This is a genomic window from Pseudomonas sp. SDO5591_S426, assembly GCF_054070755.1.
This window is the reverse complement of record NZ_JBSVXD010000122.1, coordinates 1-17,432: the sequence shown is the minus strand read 5'-3', so window position 1 is coordinate 17,432 and position 17,432 is coordinate 1. Positions and strand designations below refer to the sequence as shown.

The following is a 17,432-nucleotide window of genomic DNA, read 5'->3' as shown; positions in this document are numbered from 1 at the left end:
TACAGGAGTTCGCATTCCAATGTAGGAGCTGCCGAAGGCTGCGATCTTTTTGGACTCACCCAAACATCAGGTGAACTCAAAAGTATCCGCATCCCGATTCGCCGGAAATCTGGTGCGGTACGCCGCCAGCTCCGCCGCATCCAGCGTCACCGTGAACACCCCATCCGCCTCCCCCGCACTGAGCAACGTCTCACCCTGGAAATCCAGCACCTGACTGTCACCGGTATAGGCAAAACCTTTGCCATCGGTACCGATGCGATTCACCGCCGCCACATAACACAGGTTCTCGATGGCTCGCGCCGGCAACAAACGGTTCCAGTGCTGACGCCGTGCACCCGGCCAGTTCGCGGTGTACAGCAGCAGGTCGGTGTCCTGAGCATCACGGCTCCACACCGGGAAGCGCAAGTCGTAGCAAATCAACGGCCGCACGCGCCAGCCCTTGAGCTCGAACTGCACCTGACGTTCGCCAGGGGTGTAGTGATTGTGCTCGCCGGCCATGCGGAACAGATGGCGCTTGTCGTAATGCAACACTTCGCCATCCGGCCGCGCCCACAACAGGCGATTGCGATGACTACCGTCAGCCGCCTGAACGATGACGCTACCGGTGATCACCGCATCCAGCTTCGCCGCCTGAGCCCGCAGCCATTTGCTGGTGGGGCCGTTTTCCGCCTCGGCGAGGGTCTCGGACTCCATCGAGAAACCGGTGGTGAACATTTCCGGCAGGATGATCAGGTCGGCGCCACGAGCCTGCTCCAGCAAAGGCTCGAAATGCTCCAGATTGGCCTGGCGGTCATGCCAGGCCAGGGAAGTCTGGATCAGTGCAACGGTCAGGTTCGGCAGTGCACTCAGATCACGCATAGTTTTTCCGCTGCTTCACGCAGGGTCTCCTCGCGTTTGGCAAAGCACAGACGCACCAGGCGCTGGCCTTCTGGCGGCGTCTGGTAGAACACCGAAATCGGAATACTCGCCACGCCATGTTCACGAGTCATCCACAAGGCCATTTCGACGTCATTGAGGTCCGGGCGAATCTGCGAGTAATCGACCAACTGGAAGTAAGTGCCGGTCACGCGAGTGAAACTGAAGCGCGACGGCGCCAGCAGATCACAGAACAGATCACGCTTGGCCTGATAGAACCCCGGCAGCTCTTCCACGTGTTCCGGGTGCTCGGCCATGAAGTCAGCCAACGCGTATTGCAGTGGTGTCACACCGCAGAAGCTCACGTATTGGTGAACCTTGCGCAGTTCCGCTGTCAGTGCCGGTGGCGCGACCACGTAGCCGGTTTTCCAGCCCGTAACGTGATAGGTCTTGCCGAACGAGCTGACCACGAAAGCGCGCTGGTACAGCTCTTCATGGTTCAGCACGCTGACGTGGGGCACGCCGTCGAACACCAGGTGTTCGTAGACTTCGTCGCTGACCAGATAGATATCGCGATCACGGATCAAATCCGCCAGTTGATCCAGCTCGGCACGGCTGATCAGTGCGCCACTCGGATTGTGCGGTGTGTTCAACACAATCATCCGCGTGCGCGGCGTGATGGCCTCGGCCAGTTTCTGGAAGTCGATCGAAAAGTCATTCAGCCCCAGTTGCACATGCACACAACGGCCACCGGCCAGTTCCACCGACGGCTCGTAACTGTCGTAGCACGGATCGAAAACGATCACTTCGTCGCCGCTGTGGATAACCGCCTGAATCGCGCAGAAGATCGCTTGGGTGGCGCCGGGAGTGATGGTCACTTCGTTGTCCGCATCGACAGTGACGCCGTAGCTGCGCGCGATCTTCGCCGCCACTTGCTGACGCAGTGCCGGCAGGCCGGTCATCGGTGAATACTGGTTGTGCCCATTGGCAACGTGACGCCCGACCGCATCGCACAGTGCCTGCGGGGCATCGAAATCGGGGAAACCCTGGGACAAGTTGATCGCCCCGGTTTGCGCCGCGAGCTGAGACATCTGAGTGAAGATAGTGATGCCGACATTCGGCAGCTTACTGGTGATCATCGGTGATTCCCTGCTCTACACCCGGCTCTAACGGCGGCGCGGGGAATCCGAGGATAGCCCAAACGGCAAGCATGAAAAAGGGCGCCATTGGCGCCCTTCCTGATCCTGGCCCTGTAGGAGCAAGGCTTGCCCGCGATGATCGCACCGCGGTATTACATATTCACCGCGTTATCGTTCATCGCGGGCAAGCCATGCTCCTACAGAAGCTAGATCACACCGTGAATCAGCGCTTGTCGCGGCGCTTCTTGTCGGCCTTCTTGTGGTGCGACATCAAGCGACGCTTCTTGTTGACCTGACGGTCGGTGAGCGAGTTTTTGTTGCCTTCGTACGGGTTTTCGCCGCCCTTGAACTCGATGCGGATCGGCGTACCGACCAGCTTCAGCACACGACGGTAAGTGTTCTCCAGATAGCGCACGTACGACTTCGGCACTTTCTCGATCTGGTTACCGTGGATCACGATGATCGGCGGGTTAGCACCACCCAAGTGGGCATAGCGCAGCTTGATCCGGCGGTTGTTGACCATCGGTGGCGCGTGCTCGCCAACCGCATCTTCCAGAATCTGGGTCAGACGGTTGGTCGGCCAGCGGGTGACCGCGGACTTGAACGAGTTCTGAACGGAAGCGTAGAGGTTGCCCACGCCAGTGCCGTGCAGCGCCGAGATGAAGTGGATGTCGGCGTAGTCCACGAAGAACAGGCGACGTTGCAGCTCGACCTTCACGAAGTCGCGCTCGCTCGGGGTCATGCCGTCCCACTTGTTGATCGCGATGACCAGCGCACGGCCCGACTCAATGGCGAAGCCCAGCAGGTTGAGGTCGTGATCGACCACGCCTTCGCGGGCGTCCATCACGAAGATCACCACGTTGGCGTCTTTGATCGCCTGCAGGGTTTTGACCACGGAGAACTTTTCGACTTCTTCGTGGATCTTGCCGCGCTTGCGCACACCAGCGGTGTCGATCAGCGTGTACTTCTCGTCGTTACGCTCGAACGGGATGTAGATACTGTCGCGGGTGGTGCCGGGCTGGTCATAAACGATAACCCGGTCTTCACCGAGCATGCGGTTGACCAGGGTCGACTTGCCAACGTTCGGACGACCGATGATGGCGATCTTGATCCCGTCTTTTTCGCTTGGGCCAGGAATGCGCTTGGCTTCCTCGCCTTCGGCAACGATCTCTTCCTCGCCGTCTTCCGGCTCTTCTTCGTCTTTCGGGAAGTCGCTCAGGGCGATTTCCAGCATCTGGGTGATGCCACGGCCGTGAGCACCGGCGATAGGAATCGCGTGGCCCATGCCCAACGGAGCGAATTCGGCGCGGGCCATTTCTGGGTCGATGTTGTCGACCTTGTTGGCAACCACGTAGGAACGCTTGTTACGTTTGCGCAAATGCTCGGCGATCATCTGGTCGGCGGCGGTGAAACCGGCCTTGGCATCTACCAGGAACAGAACGACATCCGCTTCTTCAATGGCCAGCAGCGACTGCTCGGCCATTTTTTCGTCCATACCGTGCTCGTCACCGGAGATACCGCCGGTGTCGACCAGAATGTAGGAACGCCCTTGCCACTTGGCCTCACCGTATTGGCGATCACGGGTCAGACCGGACAAGTCGCCGACGATGGCGTCGCGAGTCCTGGTCAGGCGGTTGAACAAGGTGGACTTGCCGACGTTCGGTCGGCCCACCAGGGCGATTACGGGAACCATGCGGCTCTCCACTTCGTTATTTCAGAAAATACAAAAGCCGCTGCAGGCAGCGGCTGGTGCTCGGGGCAGCGCCTGTAAGCGCTGCGAGCCCCGCAGAACGGGGCCGCTTGGGGAACTAACCCCAAGCATAGTCAAACCTTTACTTGATGGTCAGGGCTTCCAGTTTGCCGCTGTTGCCATACACATAAATCGTGTCACCCACCACCAGCGGACGGGCACGCAGGCCGTCGCTGTCGATGCGTTCGCGGCCGACGAATCGACCGTCCACCTGACTCAGCAGGTGCAGGTAACCTTCCAGGTCACCGACTGCAACGTAGCTGGAGAACACTTCCGGAGCCGACAGTTGACGGCGGGCCAGCGAATCGTTGCTCCACAAAGCTGTGGTGGAACGCTCGTCGACGCCTTCAACGGTGCCCGAAGACAGGCTCACGTAGACGCTGCCGAAACCCTGGGCGACACCGGCGTAGCTGGAAGCATCACGCTGCCACAACTGGCGACCGCTTTGCAGGTCCAGCGCCGCAACGCGACCCTGATAGCTCGCGACGTAAATCGTCTCGCCGGACAGCAGCAGGCCGCCGTCGATATCGACAACACGCTCCAGTTCCGAACGACCTTGCGGGATTGCTACACGCTGTTCCCACACCGGCACGCCGTTGGAAATATCGAGAGCGACCACTTTACCGGTCGACAGGCCAGCCACCGCGAGGCGGTTGGTGACGATCGGCGCACTGGTGCCGCGCAGGGTCAGGACCGCCGGGGTGCTGTCATACAACCAGCGCTGGTTGCCGGTCGCGGCATCCAGACCGATCAGACGGTCATCCTGGGTCTGAACCACAACCACATCACCGTTGTTGGCCGGTGGTGCGAGGACTTCACTGGACACGCGAGCGCGCCATTTCTCTTCGCCGTTGATGGCGTCCAGGGCAACGATTTCACCCTTGATCGTACCGATCGTCAGCAGACCGTAACCCACGCCAACGGCGCCGGAAACAGGCAGTTCGAGATCTTTCTTCCACTTGACGTCGCCGTTGCTGCGATCCAGCGCCATCACCACACCGGTCACATCGGCGGCGTAGATGGTATCGCCATCGATCGCCGGAACCAGCATGTTGTAGGTTTCGCCCTGACCGTCACCGATCGAACGACTCCACTGCTTTTGCAGAACCACTTCTTCTTTGAAGTCGGTCAACTCGGCCGGTGGCAATTCTTTCTTGCTGTTGCTGCTGCAACCCGCGGCCAAAATGGCCAGAGCCAGCAATGCTGCATGTTTCCAACGGATCACGTCACGCATCCCCTTTGGCCAGGTCGTCCAGCTTGATTTGTAGGCCACCGACCGCCGCTTCATCCGACAGTGCCGCCTTGGCTTTTTGATACGCCGCGTGTGCTTCATCGGTACGACCCAGCTGCACCAGCAGGTCGCCCTTGAGTTCTTCACGAGTCGCCAGGAATGCCTTGTCGGCATCGCCTTCAAGCAGTTTCAGGGCTTCATCGGTCTTGTTCTGCGCGGCCAGTACTTGCGCCAAGCGCTGACGGGCGATTTCGCCCAGCGCAGGGTTGGCCGGCTTGGCAACGATGGCTTTCAATTCGCTGGCTGCGTCATCGAGCTTGCCGCTATCGACGGCGACTTTCGCCACGAACAGGCTGCCGTACTGCGCGTAGGCGCTGCCGCCGAACTCGCTGTTGAGCTTGCCGGCGAGGTCCGAAACACGGGCCGCATCTGGCTTGCCGTCAGGCGTCAGCGTGGTTTCCAGCAATTGCTGATAGAGCACCGAGGCGCCTTGCGACTGGTTGCTCTGATATTTCTGAAACGCCTGCCAGCCGAACACGATGACCAGCGCCAACAGGCCACCAGTGACCAGGGGCTTGCCGTTGCGTGACCACCAATCCTTCAAATCCGCCAAATTTTCGTCTTCGGTACTCGACACCCCAATACTCCTTAATCGCTAATTCGGCTGTTTAAGACAGCTTCAACCCTGCACGACGCAGGTGGCCAGGTGAGCGGCAAGCGCATCCCAGGCAATGCTTTGTTGTTCGCCCTGGCCACGCAGGGGTTTGAAACCTACCACTTGCTGGGCCATCTCGTCGTCACCGAGGATCAGTGCATACAGCGCACCGCTCTTGTCGGCTTTCTTGAACTGGCTTTTGAAGCTGCCGGCGCCGGCATTCACTTGCAGACGCAGGTTGGGTAATTGATCGCGTACACGCTCGGCCAGGGCCAGACCGGCCAACTCGGCTGCTTCACCGAAGGCGCAGAGGTAGACGTCGACCTGACGGGAGATCTCTTCCGGGATCTGCTCCAGGGTTTCCAGCAGCAGCACCAGACGCTCGATGCCCATGGCGAAACCAACGCCCGCCGTAGGCTTGCCGCCCATCTGCTCGACCAGGCCATCGTAACGACCACCGGCACACACGGTGCCTTGGGCGCCAAGCTTGTCGGTGACCCATTCGAATACGGTCTTGCTGTAGTAATCCAGCCCGCGAACCAGCTTCGGGTTGATCACGTAAGGAATGCCGGCGGCGTCCAGGCGAGCCTTGAGGCCCTCGAAGTGCACGCGGGACTCTTCGTCGAGGTAGTCGGCCATTTTCGGCGCATCGACGAGAATCGCCTGCGTATCGGCGTTCTTGGTGTCCAGGACACGCAACGGGTTGGTCTTCAGGCGGCGCTGGCTGTCTTCGTCCAGCTTGTCCAGGTGACCGGACAGGAACTCGACCAGTGCTTCGCGATAACGACCACGGGATTCGCTGGTGCCCAGGCTGTTGAGTTCGAGCTTGACCGCATCACGGATGCCCAGCTCGCCCCACAGGCGCCAGGTCAACACGATCAATTCGGCGTCGATGTCCGGACCGTCGAGGTTGAACACTTCGACACCGATCTGGTGGAACTGGCGATAACGGCCTTTCTGCGGACGCTCGTGGCGGAACATCGGGCCGATGTACCAGAGTTTCTGTACCTGACCACCGCCGGTGATGCCGTGCTCGAGCACTGCGCGCACGCAAGCCGCGGTGCCTTCAGGACGCAGGGTCAGGGAGTCGCCGTTACGGTCGTCGAAGGTGTACATCTCTTTTTCGACGATGTCGGTCACTTCACCGATGGAGCGCTTGAACAGCTCGGTGAACTCGACGATCGGCATGCGGATCTGCTTGTAACCGTAGTTATCCAGCAGACGCGAAACGGTGCCTTCGAAATGACGCCACAGGGGAGTCTGTTCGGGCAGGATGTCGTTCATGCCACGAATGGCTTGCAGAGACTTGCTCACTTAATTTCCTTAATTCGTTCGGCTCTTTTTTGCCAGGCTTAGCCGCGCGCAATAACCGCAGCGTCAGCTTCGACCTTCTCGGCCGCTTTCTGGCGGATCAAGCGTTCAAGCTCATCCACCAGATTGTCATTCGTCAGTTTCTGCGACGGCTTGCCATCGATGTAAATCAGGTTTGGCGTGCCGCCGGTCAAGCCGATATGTGCTTCCTTGGCTTCACCCGGGCCGTTGACCACACAGCCAATCACCGCAACATCCAGCGGAACCAGCAGGTCTTCGAGGCGCCCTTCCAGCTCGTTCATGGTCTTGACCACATCGAAGTTCTGCCGCGAGCAGCTCGGGCAGGCGATGAAGTTGATGCCACGGGAACGCAGGTGCAGGGATTTGAGAATGTCGTAGCCGACTTTCACTTCCTCGACCGGGTCGGCCGCCAACGAAATGCGAATAGTATCGCCAATCCCTTCGGCGAGCAGCATACCGAGGCCCACGGCAGATTTCACTGTGCCGGAACGCAAACCACCGGCTTCGGTGATGCCCAGGTGCAGCGGCTGGACGATTTCTTTCGCCAGCAGGCGGTAGGCTTCGACGGCCATGAACACGTCGGAGGCCTTCACGCTGACCTTGAAGTCCTGGAAGTTGAGGCGCTCAAGGTGTTCGACGTGGCGCAAGGCCGACTCGACCAGCGCGGCCGGCGTCGGCTCGCCGTATTTCTTTTGCAGGTCTTTTTCCAGGGAACCGGCGTTGACGCCGATGCGGATCGGAATCCCGCGATCACGGGCGGCATCGACCACCGCGCGCACACGATCTTCACGACCGATGTTGCCCGGGTTGATCCGCAGGCAGTCGACACCCAGTTCGGCGACGCGCAAGGCGATCTTGTAATCGAAGTGGATGTCGGCAACCAATGGCACTTTGACCAGTTGCTTGATCTTGCCGAACGCTTCGGCAGCGTCCATGTCCGGTACGGAAACCCGCACGATGTCGACGCCGGCCGCTTCCAGACGATTGATCTGTGCAACGGTGGCCGCGACGTCATTGGTGTCGCTGTTGGTCATGCTCTGCACAGCGATAGGCGCATCGCCGCCAACAGGCACGTTACCGACCCAGATCTTGCGCGATTCGCGTCGTTTGATTGGAGATTCGCCGTGCATGACTTATTGACCCAACTTCAGGCGAGCAGTCTCGCCACTGGTGAACGGAGCTACATCAACCGACTGACCGTTGTAGCTGACCTGCGCGCCACGGGCGAAGCCCAGGCGGACGGCAAACGGTGGCTTGCCGTTGACGGAAAGGCTATCGCCCTTGCGCTTGAGACCACTGAACAGCACCTTGCCGCTGCCGTCGGTCACTTGCGTCCAGCAATCAGCGGTGAATTGCAGTTGAACCTGGCCTTGACCGGCAGTCGGAGCTGCAGCCACCGGGGCTGGGGCCGCTGCGCTCGGGGCAACAGGGGCAGTCACAACCGGAGCCGGAACGGCAGGCACTGCCGGAGCTGGAGTCGCCGGAGTCGCGACAACCGGGGCAGCGCTGTGAACGGGCGCAGCAGGTGCCGGGCTGGTTGGCGCAACAGGTGCGGCAGCCGGTGCGTTAGCCGGGGTTTCGGCCGGTGCTTCAGCCGAAGTCTCGGCCTGAGGCAATGCAAGCGCAGTGGCGCCTTCGGTCTGACCTTCCGCGACAGCCTGGTCTTCCGGCTCGTCCAGCGGATGAATCTGGGTAGTACCGTCGGCGCCTTCGACCTCAACGTGTTCCGGGGTCAGGCCAATGAAGTCCTTGGTGCGCTGCGAGGTTTGATCCTGCCACCAGACGAAACCGCCGCCAATCACCGCTACCAGCAACAACAGGCTGACAATACGCAAAATGGTGTGGGAAACCCGTACCGGCTCTTCGATACGACCCAAGCTATGCACGCTGCTGCCTTGGGAGTCGGTACCGGTGGATTGGTCGAATTGCTGAACCAGAACGGCCTGATCCATGCCGAGCAATTTGGCATAGGCGCGAATGTAACCGCGAGCAAAGGTATGCCCAGGCAGCTTGTCGAACGCACCGGCTTCCAGATTGCTCAGGGAAGTGGTGGTGAGGTTGAGCTTGAGGGCCACTTCGGCCAGCGACCAGCCATTGCTTTCGCGGGCCTGGCGCAAGGTCTCACCGGGGTTAACGCGATTCGCTGCTACAACTTCGGGATGCGCCGCTTTCATCATTGCTCCGACAGGTATTGCTGATATTCCGGTGTACCGGGATAGAGTCGTTTTAATTGCAGGCCAAAACTGGCTGCCTTGTCGCGATCTTCAAACACTTTTGCCAGCCGAACGCCGAGCAATAGACTACGTGCATTTTGCTCGGTGAGCAGGCTAAAACGGTCGTAATAGTCACGCGCGGGCACATAATGCCTGTCTTCGTAAGACAACTCAGCCATTTCCAGCAATGCGCGTGGTTGTTGGCGGTTCAAACGCAGGGCTTTTTCCAGTTGCTGCTGAGCCAGATCACGCTGGCCAAGCATTGAAGCGGTCATGCCAAGGTTCTCGAACACTCGCGAACGCTCAGGATACAGCGTATCGGCGGCGGCCTGCTCAAAGCGCTCGTAGGCTTTCTTGTAACGTTTTTGCTCGAACAGAAAACTGCCGTAATTGTTGAGGATACGTGCGTCGGCGGGACGGGAAGACAGCGCCTTGCGAAAATGCTCGTCGGCCAGTTCCGGCTCCATCTCGGCCTGGAACACCAACCCCAGCGCCGCGTTGGCATCAGGGTCGGAGCTGTCGAGCTCCAGCGCTTTCTTCAAGGGGACTTTGGCGCGTTCGGTCATGCCTTGTTGCAGATAACCGATACCGAGTTGCACATAGGCCGCCCGCGCTTCATCACGGCCCTTGCTGGTCTTCATCGGGTTGTAATCACCCGAAAGCACGCAGCCAGCACACAGGCTGGCCAACAGCAAAAGCAGCGCAAAGCGCAGGGACATAGAGATCCTCTCTTGGTTATTTCGCGGCGTTTTGCGCTACATCGTTCTCGGCGTTGAGTTCACGCACGGCGATATAACGTTCGCTGCGACGGGTGCGATCCAGCACCTGCCCTACCAGTTGACCACAGGCTGCGTCGATGTCTTCACCACGGGTGGTGCGGACAGTGACGTTGAAGCCGGCGTGATGAAGCTGATCCTGGAACCGACGAATGGCGTTGTTGCTAGGCCGCTCGTACCCGGAGTGCGGGAATGGGTTGAACGGAATCAGGTTGATCTTGCACGGGATGTTCTTGAGCAGCTCGATCATTTCCACGGCGTGCTCGACCTTGTCGTTCACGTCTTTGAGCAAGGTGTACTCGATGGTCAGCACGCGCTTTTCGCCCAGGGACGACATGTAGCGCTGGCACGACTCGAGCAGCATCTTAAGCGGATATTTCTTGTTGATCGGCACCAATTGGTTACGCAATGCGTCATTCGGTGCGTGCAGCGACAACGCAAGGGAGACGTCGATGTGCTTGGACAGCTCATCGATCATCGGTACCACGCCGGAGGTCGACAGGGTCACGCGGCGCTTGGAAATGCCGTAGCCCAGGTCGTCCATCATCAGGTGCATGGCCGCGATGACGTTGTCGAAGTTCAGCAGCGGCTCACCCATGCCCATCATCACCACGTTGGTGATGGCACGGTCGACGGTTGCCGGGACGCTGCCAAAGGATTTGTTGGCAATCCACACCTGACCGATGACTTCGGCGGCGGTGAGGTTGCTATTGAAGCCTTGCTTGCCGGTGGAGCAGAAACTGCAATCCAGGGCACAGCCTGCCTGGGACGAAACGCACAAGGTGCCGCGTTTGCCCTGGGGAATGTAAACGGTCTCGACGCAGCTGCCGGACGCCACGCGCACCACCCATTTACGGGTGCCGTCGCTGGAGATGTCCTCACTGACCACTTCCGGACCGCGAACTTCAGCAACAGCCTTGAGCTTCTCGCGCAAGGCTTTGCTGACGTTCGTCATGGCGTCGAAATCATCGACACCAAAGTGGTGAATCCATTTCATTACCTGACCGGCACGGAAACGCTTCTCCCCGATTGAGTCGAAGAATTTTTCCATTTCCTGTTGAGTCAGACCCAGCAGGTTAGTTTTTGCAGTCGATGTAGTCATGGATTCACCTTCACTCTTAAGCCAATGCTTAGCGAGTGGTTACTTCAGTAGCTGCGAAGAAGTACGAGATTTCGCGAGCAGCAGCGGCTTCGGAGTCCGAACCGTGTACAGCGTTGGCGTCGATGGAATCAGCGAAGTCAGCGCGGATGGTGCCGGCAGCAGCTTCTTTAGGGTTGGTAGCGCCCATCAGCTCACGGTTCAGAGCGATAGCGTTTTCGCCTTCCAGAACCTGAACGACAACCGGACCGGAGATCATGAAAGCAACCAGGTCGCCGAAGAAACCACGAGCGCTGTGCTCAGCGTAGAAGCCTTCAGCTTCAGCTTTGGACAGTTGCTTCAGTTTCGAAGCTACAACGCGCAGGCCAGCTTTTTCGAAACGAGTGGTGATCTCGCCGATAACGTTTTTTGCAACTGCGTCAGGCTTGATGATGGAGAAAGTACGTTGAACAGCCATGGTGTAACTCCAGAAACGGTAATTTGCGAAAAATTAAACCCGCGAATTATACGCGGGTTCTTGGGTATTGCCTAACCTGCAAGGACGATCAGTCCAGTTCTTCGGCCCAGAGCGTCTGAACCGCCTCCAAGACCTTCTCGCCAACACGACCAGAGGTATTGTCGAAATCCGGCAGCTCTTTGATCCATTGCTGCAGATCGACGAAATTGACAGAAAACGGGTCTACGCCCGGCTTGGCCTCGGCCAATTCTTCTGCAATGCGTTGAACATCATTCCAACCGTAGCTCATGACAGTCTTACCAGTCAGTGCGGCGCTTCGGCCGCATGGTTAAGCGAGTATTTCGGAATTTCGACGGTCAGGTCTTCGGTACCGACCTTGGCCTGGCAACCCAGGCGCGACTCACGCTCAAGACCCCAAGCTTTATCAAGGTAGTCTTCTTCCAGCTCGTCGGCCTCTTCCAGCGAGTCGAAACCCTCGCGAATGATGCAGTGGCAAGTGGTGCAGGCGCAGACACCGCCGCAAGCACTTTCCATCTCGATGTGGTGTTCGTGGGCCAGTTCGAGGATGGACGTACCAGTCTCAGCCTCAACAACCATGCCTTCAGGGCAGAACTTCTCGTGTGGCAGAAAAATGACCTGCGGCATCGTTATTCCTCAATCTCATTCAGGTTGCGGCCCGCCAAAGCGGCTTTCACGGTCGAATCCATACGACGGGCGGCAAAAGCATCGGTCACTTGCGACAGACGCTTGGTCTGCTGCTCGATGGCGAAACCATCGGTGCCTTTCATCAGTTCGGTCAATTCCTGCACCTGCATGTCGATCACCATGCGCTCTTCGGCGTCGAGCAAGCGCTCGCCATCAACTTCAAGCGCAGCCTGCACGGCCTCAACCAGACGCCGGGCATCGACCTGCTGCTCGCGCAATACGCGGGCAACCTTGTCGTCGTTGGCGTGCTGGAACGAGTCCTTGAGCATTTTGGCGATTTCGCCGTCGGTCAGGCCGTAGGACGGCTTGACCTGGATGCTGGCCTCGACGCCCGAACCCAATTCGCGGGCGGAAACACTGAGCAGACCGTCGGCATCGACCTGGAAGGTCACGCGAATCTTCGCTGCACCGGCAACCATCGCCGGAATACCGCGCAATTCGAAGCGCGCCAGGGAGCGGCAGTCGCTGATCAGCTCGCGCTCGCCCTGCAACACGTGGATCGCCATGGCCGACTGGCCGTCTTTATAAGTGGTGAAGTCCTGGGCGCGGGCAACGGGGATGGTGGTGTTGCGTGGAATCACCTTCTCCATCAGGCCGCCCATGGTTTCCAGGCCCAGGGACAACGGGATCACGTCAAGCAACAGCAGTTCATCGCCATCGCGCTTGTTGCCGGCCAGGGTATCGGCCTGGATCGCAGCACCAATGGCTACCACTTGATCCGGGTCGATTTCAGTCAGCGGCTGGCGACCGAAAGCTTCGGCGACAGCTTCGCGAACACGAGGCACGCGAGTCGAACCACCGACCATGACTACGGCGTGCACGTCTTCCAGCTCGACACCGGAATCGCGAACAGCGCGACGGCAGGCTTTCAGGCTGCGCGCGACCATCGGCTCGATCAGCGCATCGAAGGCTTCGCGGGTCAGCTCGGCTTTCCAGTCGTCGTGGACCACTTCGACCGACGGGGCATTGGTCAGCGCTTCTTTGGCCGCACAGGCGGTTTGCAGCAGTTGACGCTGCGCGCCCGGATCGAGATCGGCGGACAGACCGGCGCTCTCGATGATCCAGCCAGCAATAGCATGGTCGAAGTCATCGCCGCCCAGGGCACTGTCGCCACCGGTAGCCAGAACCTCGAAAACACCGCCGGTCAGGCGCAGAATCGAAATATCGAAAGTACCGCCGCCCAGGTCGTAAATCGCGACCAGGCCTTCGGCGTGTTGATCCAGACCATAAGCCACAGCGGCTGCGGTCGGCTCATTGAGCAAACGCAGCACATTCAGACCGGCCAGTTTGGCCGCATCCTTGGTGGCTTGACGCTGAGCGTCGTCGAAATAGGCTGGAACGGTGATCACCGCGCCGACCAGTTCACCGCCGAGGGTCGCTTCAGCGCGCTGACGCAGAACCTTGAGGATATCGGCGGAGACTTCCACCGGGCTTTTCGGACCCTGGATCGTCTCGATGAACGGCATGTGCGACTCGCCACCGACAAAGCGGTACGGCAGTTGGTCGCCCAATTGCTTGACGTCGGACAGACCACGACCCATCAAGCGCTTGACCGACAGCACGGTATTCAAGGGATCGGTAGCTGCAGCCAGTTTGGCGGATTCGCCAACCTCGACGCGATCAGCGTGATAGCGCACGGCAGACGGCAGGATGACCCGCCCTTCTGCGTCGGCAAGCGGCTCGGAAAGACCACTGCGCAATGCAGCGACCAGCGAATTGGTAGTGCCCAAGTCGATCCCCACAGCCAGACGACGCTGGTGCGGTTGAGGACTTTGGCCGGGTTCGGCGATCTGCAGTAGGGCCATCGTTATCAGGACTTATCTGTATATCAGGCGTGCGACCGGAGCGGCACTGGGTTAATCGTCGAGGCGCTCTTCTAACTGGCGCACTTCGTAGGTGAGCTTGTCGAGGAACTGCATGCGCCGCATCAGGCGTTCGGCCTTTTCGCGTTGCGCGGCATCGTTCCAGCAAGCTGCGAAGCTTTGGTTCAGTTCATCCTGGGCAGCCTTCAGGCGACGCTTGAAGACGGCAACGCCCTTGAGGTCGGCGCTGTCCTGCAGGTCTTCGAGCTCTTCGCGCAACTCCATCTGTTGCAGAAGAAACTCCGGATCATGCACCGTGACCTCCAGCGGCAGCTCGCCACCATTCAAGGCGAGCAAGTAACGCGCGCGCTTGGGTGGGTTCTTGAGCGTCTGGTAGGCCTCGTTGAGGCTCGCGGATTGCTCTAGCGCCAGCCGCTGCTCACGCTCGGAAGCGTCGGCAAAGCGGTCCGGATGAACACTGCGCGCCAACTCACGGTAGCGCGTAGCCAGCTGGTCGAGGTCCAGATCGAAACTCGGTTGCAGCTCAAATAAAGCGAAATGACAAGGAGTACCCACGACAAGCCTCAGATGTTGAAGCTTTCGCCGCAGCCACATTCACCGCGTACGTTGGGGTTGTTGAACTTGAAGCCTTCGTTCAACCCTTCCTTGACGAAGTCGAGCTCGGTGCCGTCCAGGTAGGCCAGGCTTTTAGGGTCGATAATCACTTTTTCGCCGTGACTTTCGAACACCTGGTCCTCTGCAACCACCTCGTCGACAAACTCCAGCACGTAGGCAAGGCCGGAACAGCCTGTGGTGCGAACACCCAGACGAATCCCTTCACCTTTGCCGCGCCCGTCGAGGGAGCGCCGCACGTGTCGAGCAGCCGCTTCTGTCATGCTGATAGCCATCGGTGACTCCTTACTCGTCGCCAAAAATCAGATCAAGCCTTTCTTCTGCTTGTAGTCGCGAACGGCCGCTTTGATAGCGTCTTCAGCGAGTACCGAGCAGTGAATTTTCACTGGCGGCAGGGCCAGTTCTTCAGCCAGCTGAGTGTTCTTGATGGTTTCCGCTTCGTCCAGGGTCTTACCCTTCATCCACTCTGTGGCGAGGGAGCTGGAAGCGATAGCCGAACCGCAGCCGTAGGTCTTGAACTTGGCATCTTCGATGATGCCGGCGTCGTTGACCTTGATCTGCAAGCGCATAACGTCGCCGCACGCCGGCGCGCCGACCATGCCGGTGCCGACATCAGGATCTTCCGCGTCCATCTTGCCGACGTTGCGCGGGTTTTCGTAGTGGTCGATGACCTTTTCGCTGTAAGCCATGATTCTCAATCCTCACTCATCAGGGCCGCTCTTGAGACCCTGTAGTTGCGCTGCGTTTACCGCCGCGCTGCTACAGGACCTGTATCCGGCGGCTTCTATAGTTAGTGTGCCGCCCACTCGATTTTCGAGATATCGACGCCGTCTTTGTACATGTCCCACAGCGGCGACAAAGCGCGCAGCTTGGTAACGGCCTCGCAAACTTTCTGCGCGGCGTAATCGATTTCTTCTTCGGTGGTGAAGCGACCGAAGGTGAAGCGGATCGAGCTGTGTGCCAGTTCGTCGTTGCGGCCCAGGGCGCGCAATACGTACGAAGGCTCCAGAGACGCCGAGGTGCAAGCCGAACCGGACGAAACCGCCAGATCCTTGAGCGCCATGATCAGCGACTCGCCTTCAACGTAGTTGAAGCTCAGGTTCAGGTTGTGCGGAACGCGGGCGGTCAGGCTGCCGTTGACGTACAGCTCTTCCAGATGCTCGACCTGCTTGTAGAAACGGTCGCTCAAAGCCTTGATACGGACGTTCTCGGCAGCCATGTCTTCCTTGGCTACACGGAAAGCTTCACCCATGCCGACGATCTGGTGAGTGGCCAGGGTACCGGAACGCATGCCGCGCTCGTGACCGCCACCGTGCATGGTCGCTTCGATACGTACGCGCGGCTTGCGGCTTACGTACAGGGCGCCGATGCCTTTAGGACCGTAGGTCTTGTGGGCAGAAAACGACATCATGTCGACTTTCAGCTTCTGCAGGTCGATTTCGACCTTGCCGGTGGACTGAGCGGCGTCGACGTGGAACAGGATGCCCTTGGAACGCAGCAGCTCGCCGATTGCAGCGATGTCGTTGACGGTGCCGATTTCGTTGTTTACGTGCATGACCGAAACCAGGATGGTGTCGTCGCGCAGTTCGGCTTCGATCATCTCTGGGGTTACCAAGCCGTCGGTACGAGGCTCGATGTAGGTCACTTCAAAACCTTCACGTTCCAGTTGGCGCATGGTGTCGAGGACAGCCTTGTGCTCAATCTTGGTGGTGATCAGGTGCTTGCCTTTGGTGGCATAGAAATGTGCCGCACCCTTGATTGCCAGGTTGTCGGACTCGGTAGCGCCGGAAGTCCAGACGATTTCACGCGGATCGGCGTTGACCAGGTCGGCCACCTGACGACGGGCGTTTTCGACGGACTCTTCAGCTTTCCAGCCGAACACGTGCGAACGTGACGCCGGGTTACCGAAGTTTCCGTCGACCAGCAGGCATTCACTCATCTTTTGCGCGACACGCGGATCAACCGGGGTAGTCGCAGAGTAATCAAGGTAAATCGGCAATTTCATGGACTATCTCCTAAATCAGGCTGGCTGGCGTGCCGTTAGCTCTGTGGCTGTCATTCGACGGCGGACGCTTCAATCTTGTCCAGGCGTGGCGCCTTGCTGTTGCAACGGCGTTGATCCTGACGCTGGGCTACTTCTTGCACCTCACGGCGAGTCACAAGGTCAGCCAAGCTGATACCGCTCAGAAATTCGTGGATCTGCAGGCTCAGGTCGCACCACAAGTGGTGGGTCAGGCAGGTGTCGCCTTGATGGCAATCACCCTGGCCCTGGCATTTGGTGGCATCGACCGATTCGTTTACCGCATCGATCACCTGGGCGACCTGGATACCCTGCATGTCGCGAGACAGCTGGTAACCGCCGCCTGGACCGCGAACGCTGGACACCAGGTTGCTGCGGCGCAGCTTGGCGAAAAGCTGTTCGAGGTAGGACAGGGAGATGCCTTGGCGCTCGGAGATATCGGCCAGGGACACGGGCCCGTGCTGCGCGTGCAACGCCAGGTCAAGCATGGCGGTCACGGCGTATCGGCCTTTTGTAGTCAGTCGCATGGACAATTACCACGGAGTTCGGAATGAGGCGAGTATGCAATTCCCGAGTATTTAAGTCAACTATAAGACCTAGTACTTTAGTCAGGTTTACCCGCAAAAGAGCGGCCGCATCATAGCAGGATCTGCGGCGTAATGGCACACCGGTCGGCGTACCGCACCTACCTGAATGCGACCTCTGTAGGAGCTGCCGAAGGCTGCGATCTTTTGATCTTCGCCTTTGAAAGAGCAAAATCAAAAG

19 protein-coding genes are annotated in these 17,432 nt (G+C 59.1%); all 19 read right to left on the bottom strand.

What is annotated here, in order from left to right; genetic code table 11:
• Positions 1 to 66: 66 nt before the first annotated feature.
• Entirely contained in the window at positions 67 to 858 is a 792-nt protein-coding gene (locus ACW9JC_RS20975; RefSeq protein ID WP_457457298.1) for an amidohydrolase, read from the bottom strand.
• Positions 846 to 1,994 (bottom strand): pyridoxal phosphate-dependent aminotransferase, encoded by a 1,149-nt coding sequence (locus ACW9JC_RS20970; protein WP_457457296.1) that lies wholly within the window; start codon positions 1,992 to 1,994, stop codon positions 846 to 848. The genes ACW9JC_RS20975 and ACW9JC_RS20970 overlap by 13 nt, the downstream gene beginning before the upstream one ends.
• Before the next feature lie 223 nt (positions 1,995 to 2,217).
• Complete coding sequence (der, locus tag ACW9JC_RS20965) at positions 2,218 to 3,687, bottom strand: ribosome biogenesis GTPase Der (RefSeq protein WP_017340309.1); 1,470 nt, start codon at positions 3,685 to 3,687, stop codon at positions 2,218 to 2,220.
• Positions 3,688 to 3,826: 139 nt separating this feature from the next.
• A complete protein-coding gene (gene bamB, locus ACW9JC_RS20960) occupies positions 3,827 to 4,978 on the bottom strand; it encodes an outer membrane protein assembly factor BamB (protein ID WP_338584899.1) in 1,152 nt (383 codons plus the stop codon).
• Positions 4,971 to 5,612 carry a tetratricopeptide repeat protein gene (locus ACW9JC_RS20955; protein WP_338584898.1) on the bottom strand — a complete coding sequence of 214 codons (642 nt, stop codon included), beginning with the start codon at positions 5,610 to 5,612 and terminating at the stop codon, positions 4,971 to 4,973. Before ACW9JC_RS20955 ends, bamB begins: the two co-directional genes overlap by 8 nt.
• Positions 5,613 to 5,654: 42 nt before the next feature.
• Entirely contained in the window at positions 5,655 to 6,944 is a 1,290-nt protein-coding gene (gene hisS / locus ACW9JC_RS20950) for a histidine--tRNA ligase (protein ID WP_180205853.1), read from the bottom strand.
• 38 nt (positions 6,945 to 6,982) lie between these two features.
• Complete coding sequence (gene ispG / locus ACW9JC_RS20945; RefSeq protein ID WP_103394292.1) at positions 6,983 to 8,092, bottom strand: flavodoxin-dependent (E)-4-hydroxy-3-methylbut-2-enyl-diphosphate synthase; 1,110 nt, start codon at positions 8,090 to 8,092, stop codon at positions 6,983 to 6,985.
• Between the two features lie 3 nt (positions 8,093 to 8,095).
• Positions 8,096 to 9,136 carry a RodZ domain-containing protein gene (locus ACW9JC_RS20940; RefSeq protein ID WP_457457292.1) on the bottom strand — a complete coding sequence of 347 codons (1,041 nt, stop codon included), beginning with the start codon at positions 9,134 to 9,136 and terminating at the stop codon, positions 8,096 to 8,098.
• A complete protein-coding gene (gene pilW, locus ACW9JC_RS20935; RefSeq protein WP_457457290.1) occupies positions 9,136 to 9,894 on the bottom strand; it encodes a type IV pilus biogenesis/stability protein PilW in 759 nt (252 codons plus the stop codon). The genes ACW9JC_RS20940 and pilW overlap by 1 nt, the downstream gene beginning before the upstream one ends.
• Positions 9,895 to 9,910: 16 nt before the next feature.
• The gene (rlmN, locus tag ACW9JC_RS20930) at positions 9,911 to 11,053 is read right to left on the bottom strand and encodes a 23S rRNA (adenine(2503)-C(2))-methyltransferase RlmN (protein ID WP_457457288.1); all 1,143 of its coding nucleotides are present in this window, start codon (positions 11,051 to 11,053) and stop codon (positions 9,911 to 9,913) included.
• 28 nt (positions 11,054 to 11,081) lie between these two features.
• Entirely contained in the window at positions 11,082 to 11,507 is a 426-nt protein-coding gene (ndk, locus tag ACW9JC_RS20925) for a nucleoside-diphosphate kinase (RefSeq protein ID WP_007916882.1), read from the bottom strand.
• A gap of 88 nt (positions 11,508 to 11,595) precedes the next feature.
• Complete coding sequence (gene iscX, locus ACW9JC_RS20920) at positions 11,596 to 11,796, bottom strand: Fe-S cluster assembly protein IscX (RefSeq protein WP_008084655.1); 201 nt, start codon at positions 11,794 to 11,796, stop codon at positions 11,596 to 11,598.
• A 14-nt stretch (positions 11,797 to 11,810) separates the two neighbouring features.
• Positions 11,811 to 12,152, bottom strand: coding sequence for an ISC system 2Fe-2S type ferredoxin (gene fdx, locus ACW9JC_RS20915; protein WP_060543107.1), 342 nt, complete (start codon positions 12,150 to 12,152; stop codon positions 11,811 to 11,813).
• Between the two features lie 2 nt (positions 12,153 to 12,154).
• Entirely contained in the window at positions 12,155 to 14,017 is a 1,863-nt protein-coding gene (hscA, locus tag ACW9JC_RS20910; RefSeq protein WP_457457285.1) for a Fe-S protein assembly chaperone HscA, read from the bottom strand.
• Between the two features lie 51 nt (positions 14,018 to 14,068).
• On the bottom strand, positions 14,069 to 14,590 hold the full coding sequence (hscB, locus tag ACW9JC_RS20905) for a co-chaperone HscB (protein ID WP_110660597.1): 522 nt from the start codon (positions 14,588 to 14,590) through the stop codon (positions 14,069 to 14,071).
• A gap of 8 nt (positions 14,591 to 14,598) precedes the next feature.
• Positions 14,599 to 14,922 (bottom strand): iron-sulfur cluster assembly protein IscA, encoded by a 324-nt coding sequence (gene iscA / locus ACW9JC_RS20900; protein WP_003227904.1) that lies wholly within the window; start codon positions 14,920 to 14,922, stop codon positions 14,599 to 14,601.
• Between the two features lie 27 nt (positions 14,923 to 14,949).
• Positions 14,950 to 15,336 carry a Fe-S cluster assembly scaffold IscU gene (gene iscU, locus ACW9JC_RS20895; protein WP_007974006.1) on the bottom strand — a complete coding sequence of 129 codons (387 nt, stop codon included), beginning with the start codon at positions 15,334 to 15,336 and terminating at the stop codon, positions 14,950 to 14,952.
• Positions 15,337 to 15,437: 101 nt separating this feature from the next.
• Positions 15,438 to 16,652 (bottom strand): IscS subfamily cysteine desulfurase, encoded by a 1,215-nt coding sequence (locus ACW9JC_RS20890; RefSeq protein ID WP_034150842.1) that lies wholly within the window; start codon positions 16,650 to 16,652, stop codon positions 15,438 to 15,440.
• Positions 16,653 to 16,702: 50 nt separating this feature from the next.
• A complete protein-coding gene (gene iscR / locus ACW9JC_RS20885) occupies positions 16,703 to 17,194 on the bottom strand; it encodes a Fe-S cluster assembly transcriptional regulator IscR (protein ID WP_007903581.1) in 492 nt (163 codons plus the stop codon).
• Between the last annotated feature and the right edge of the window lie 238 nt (positions 17,195 to 17,432).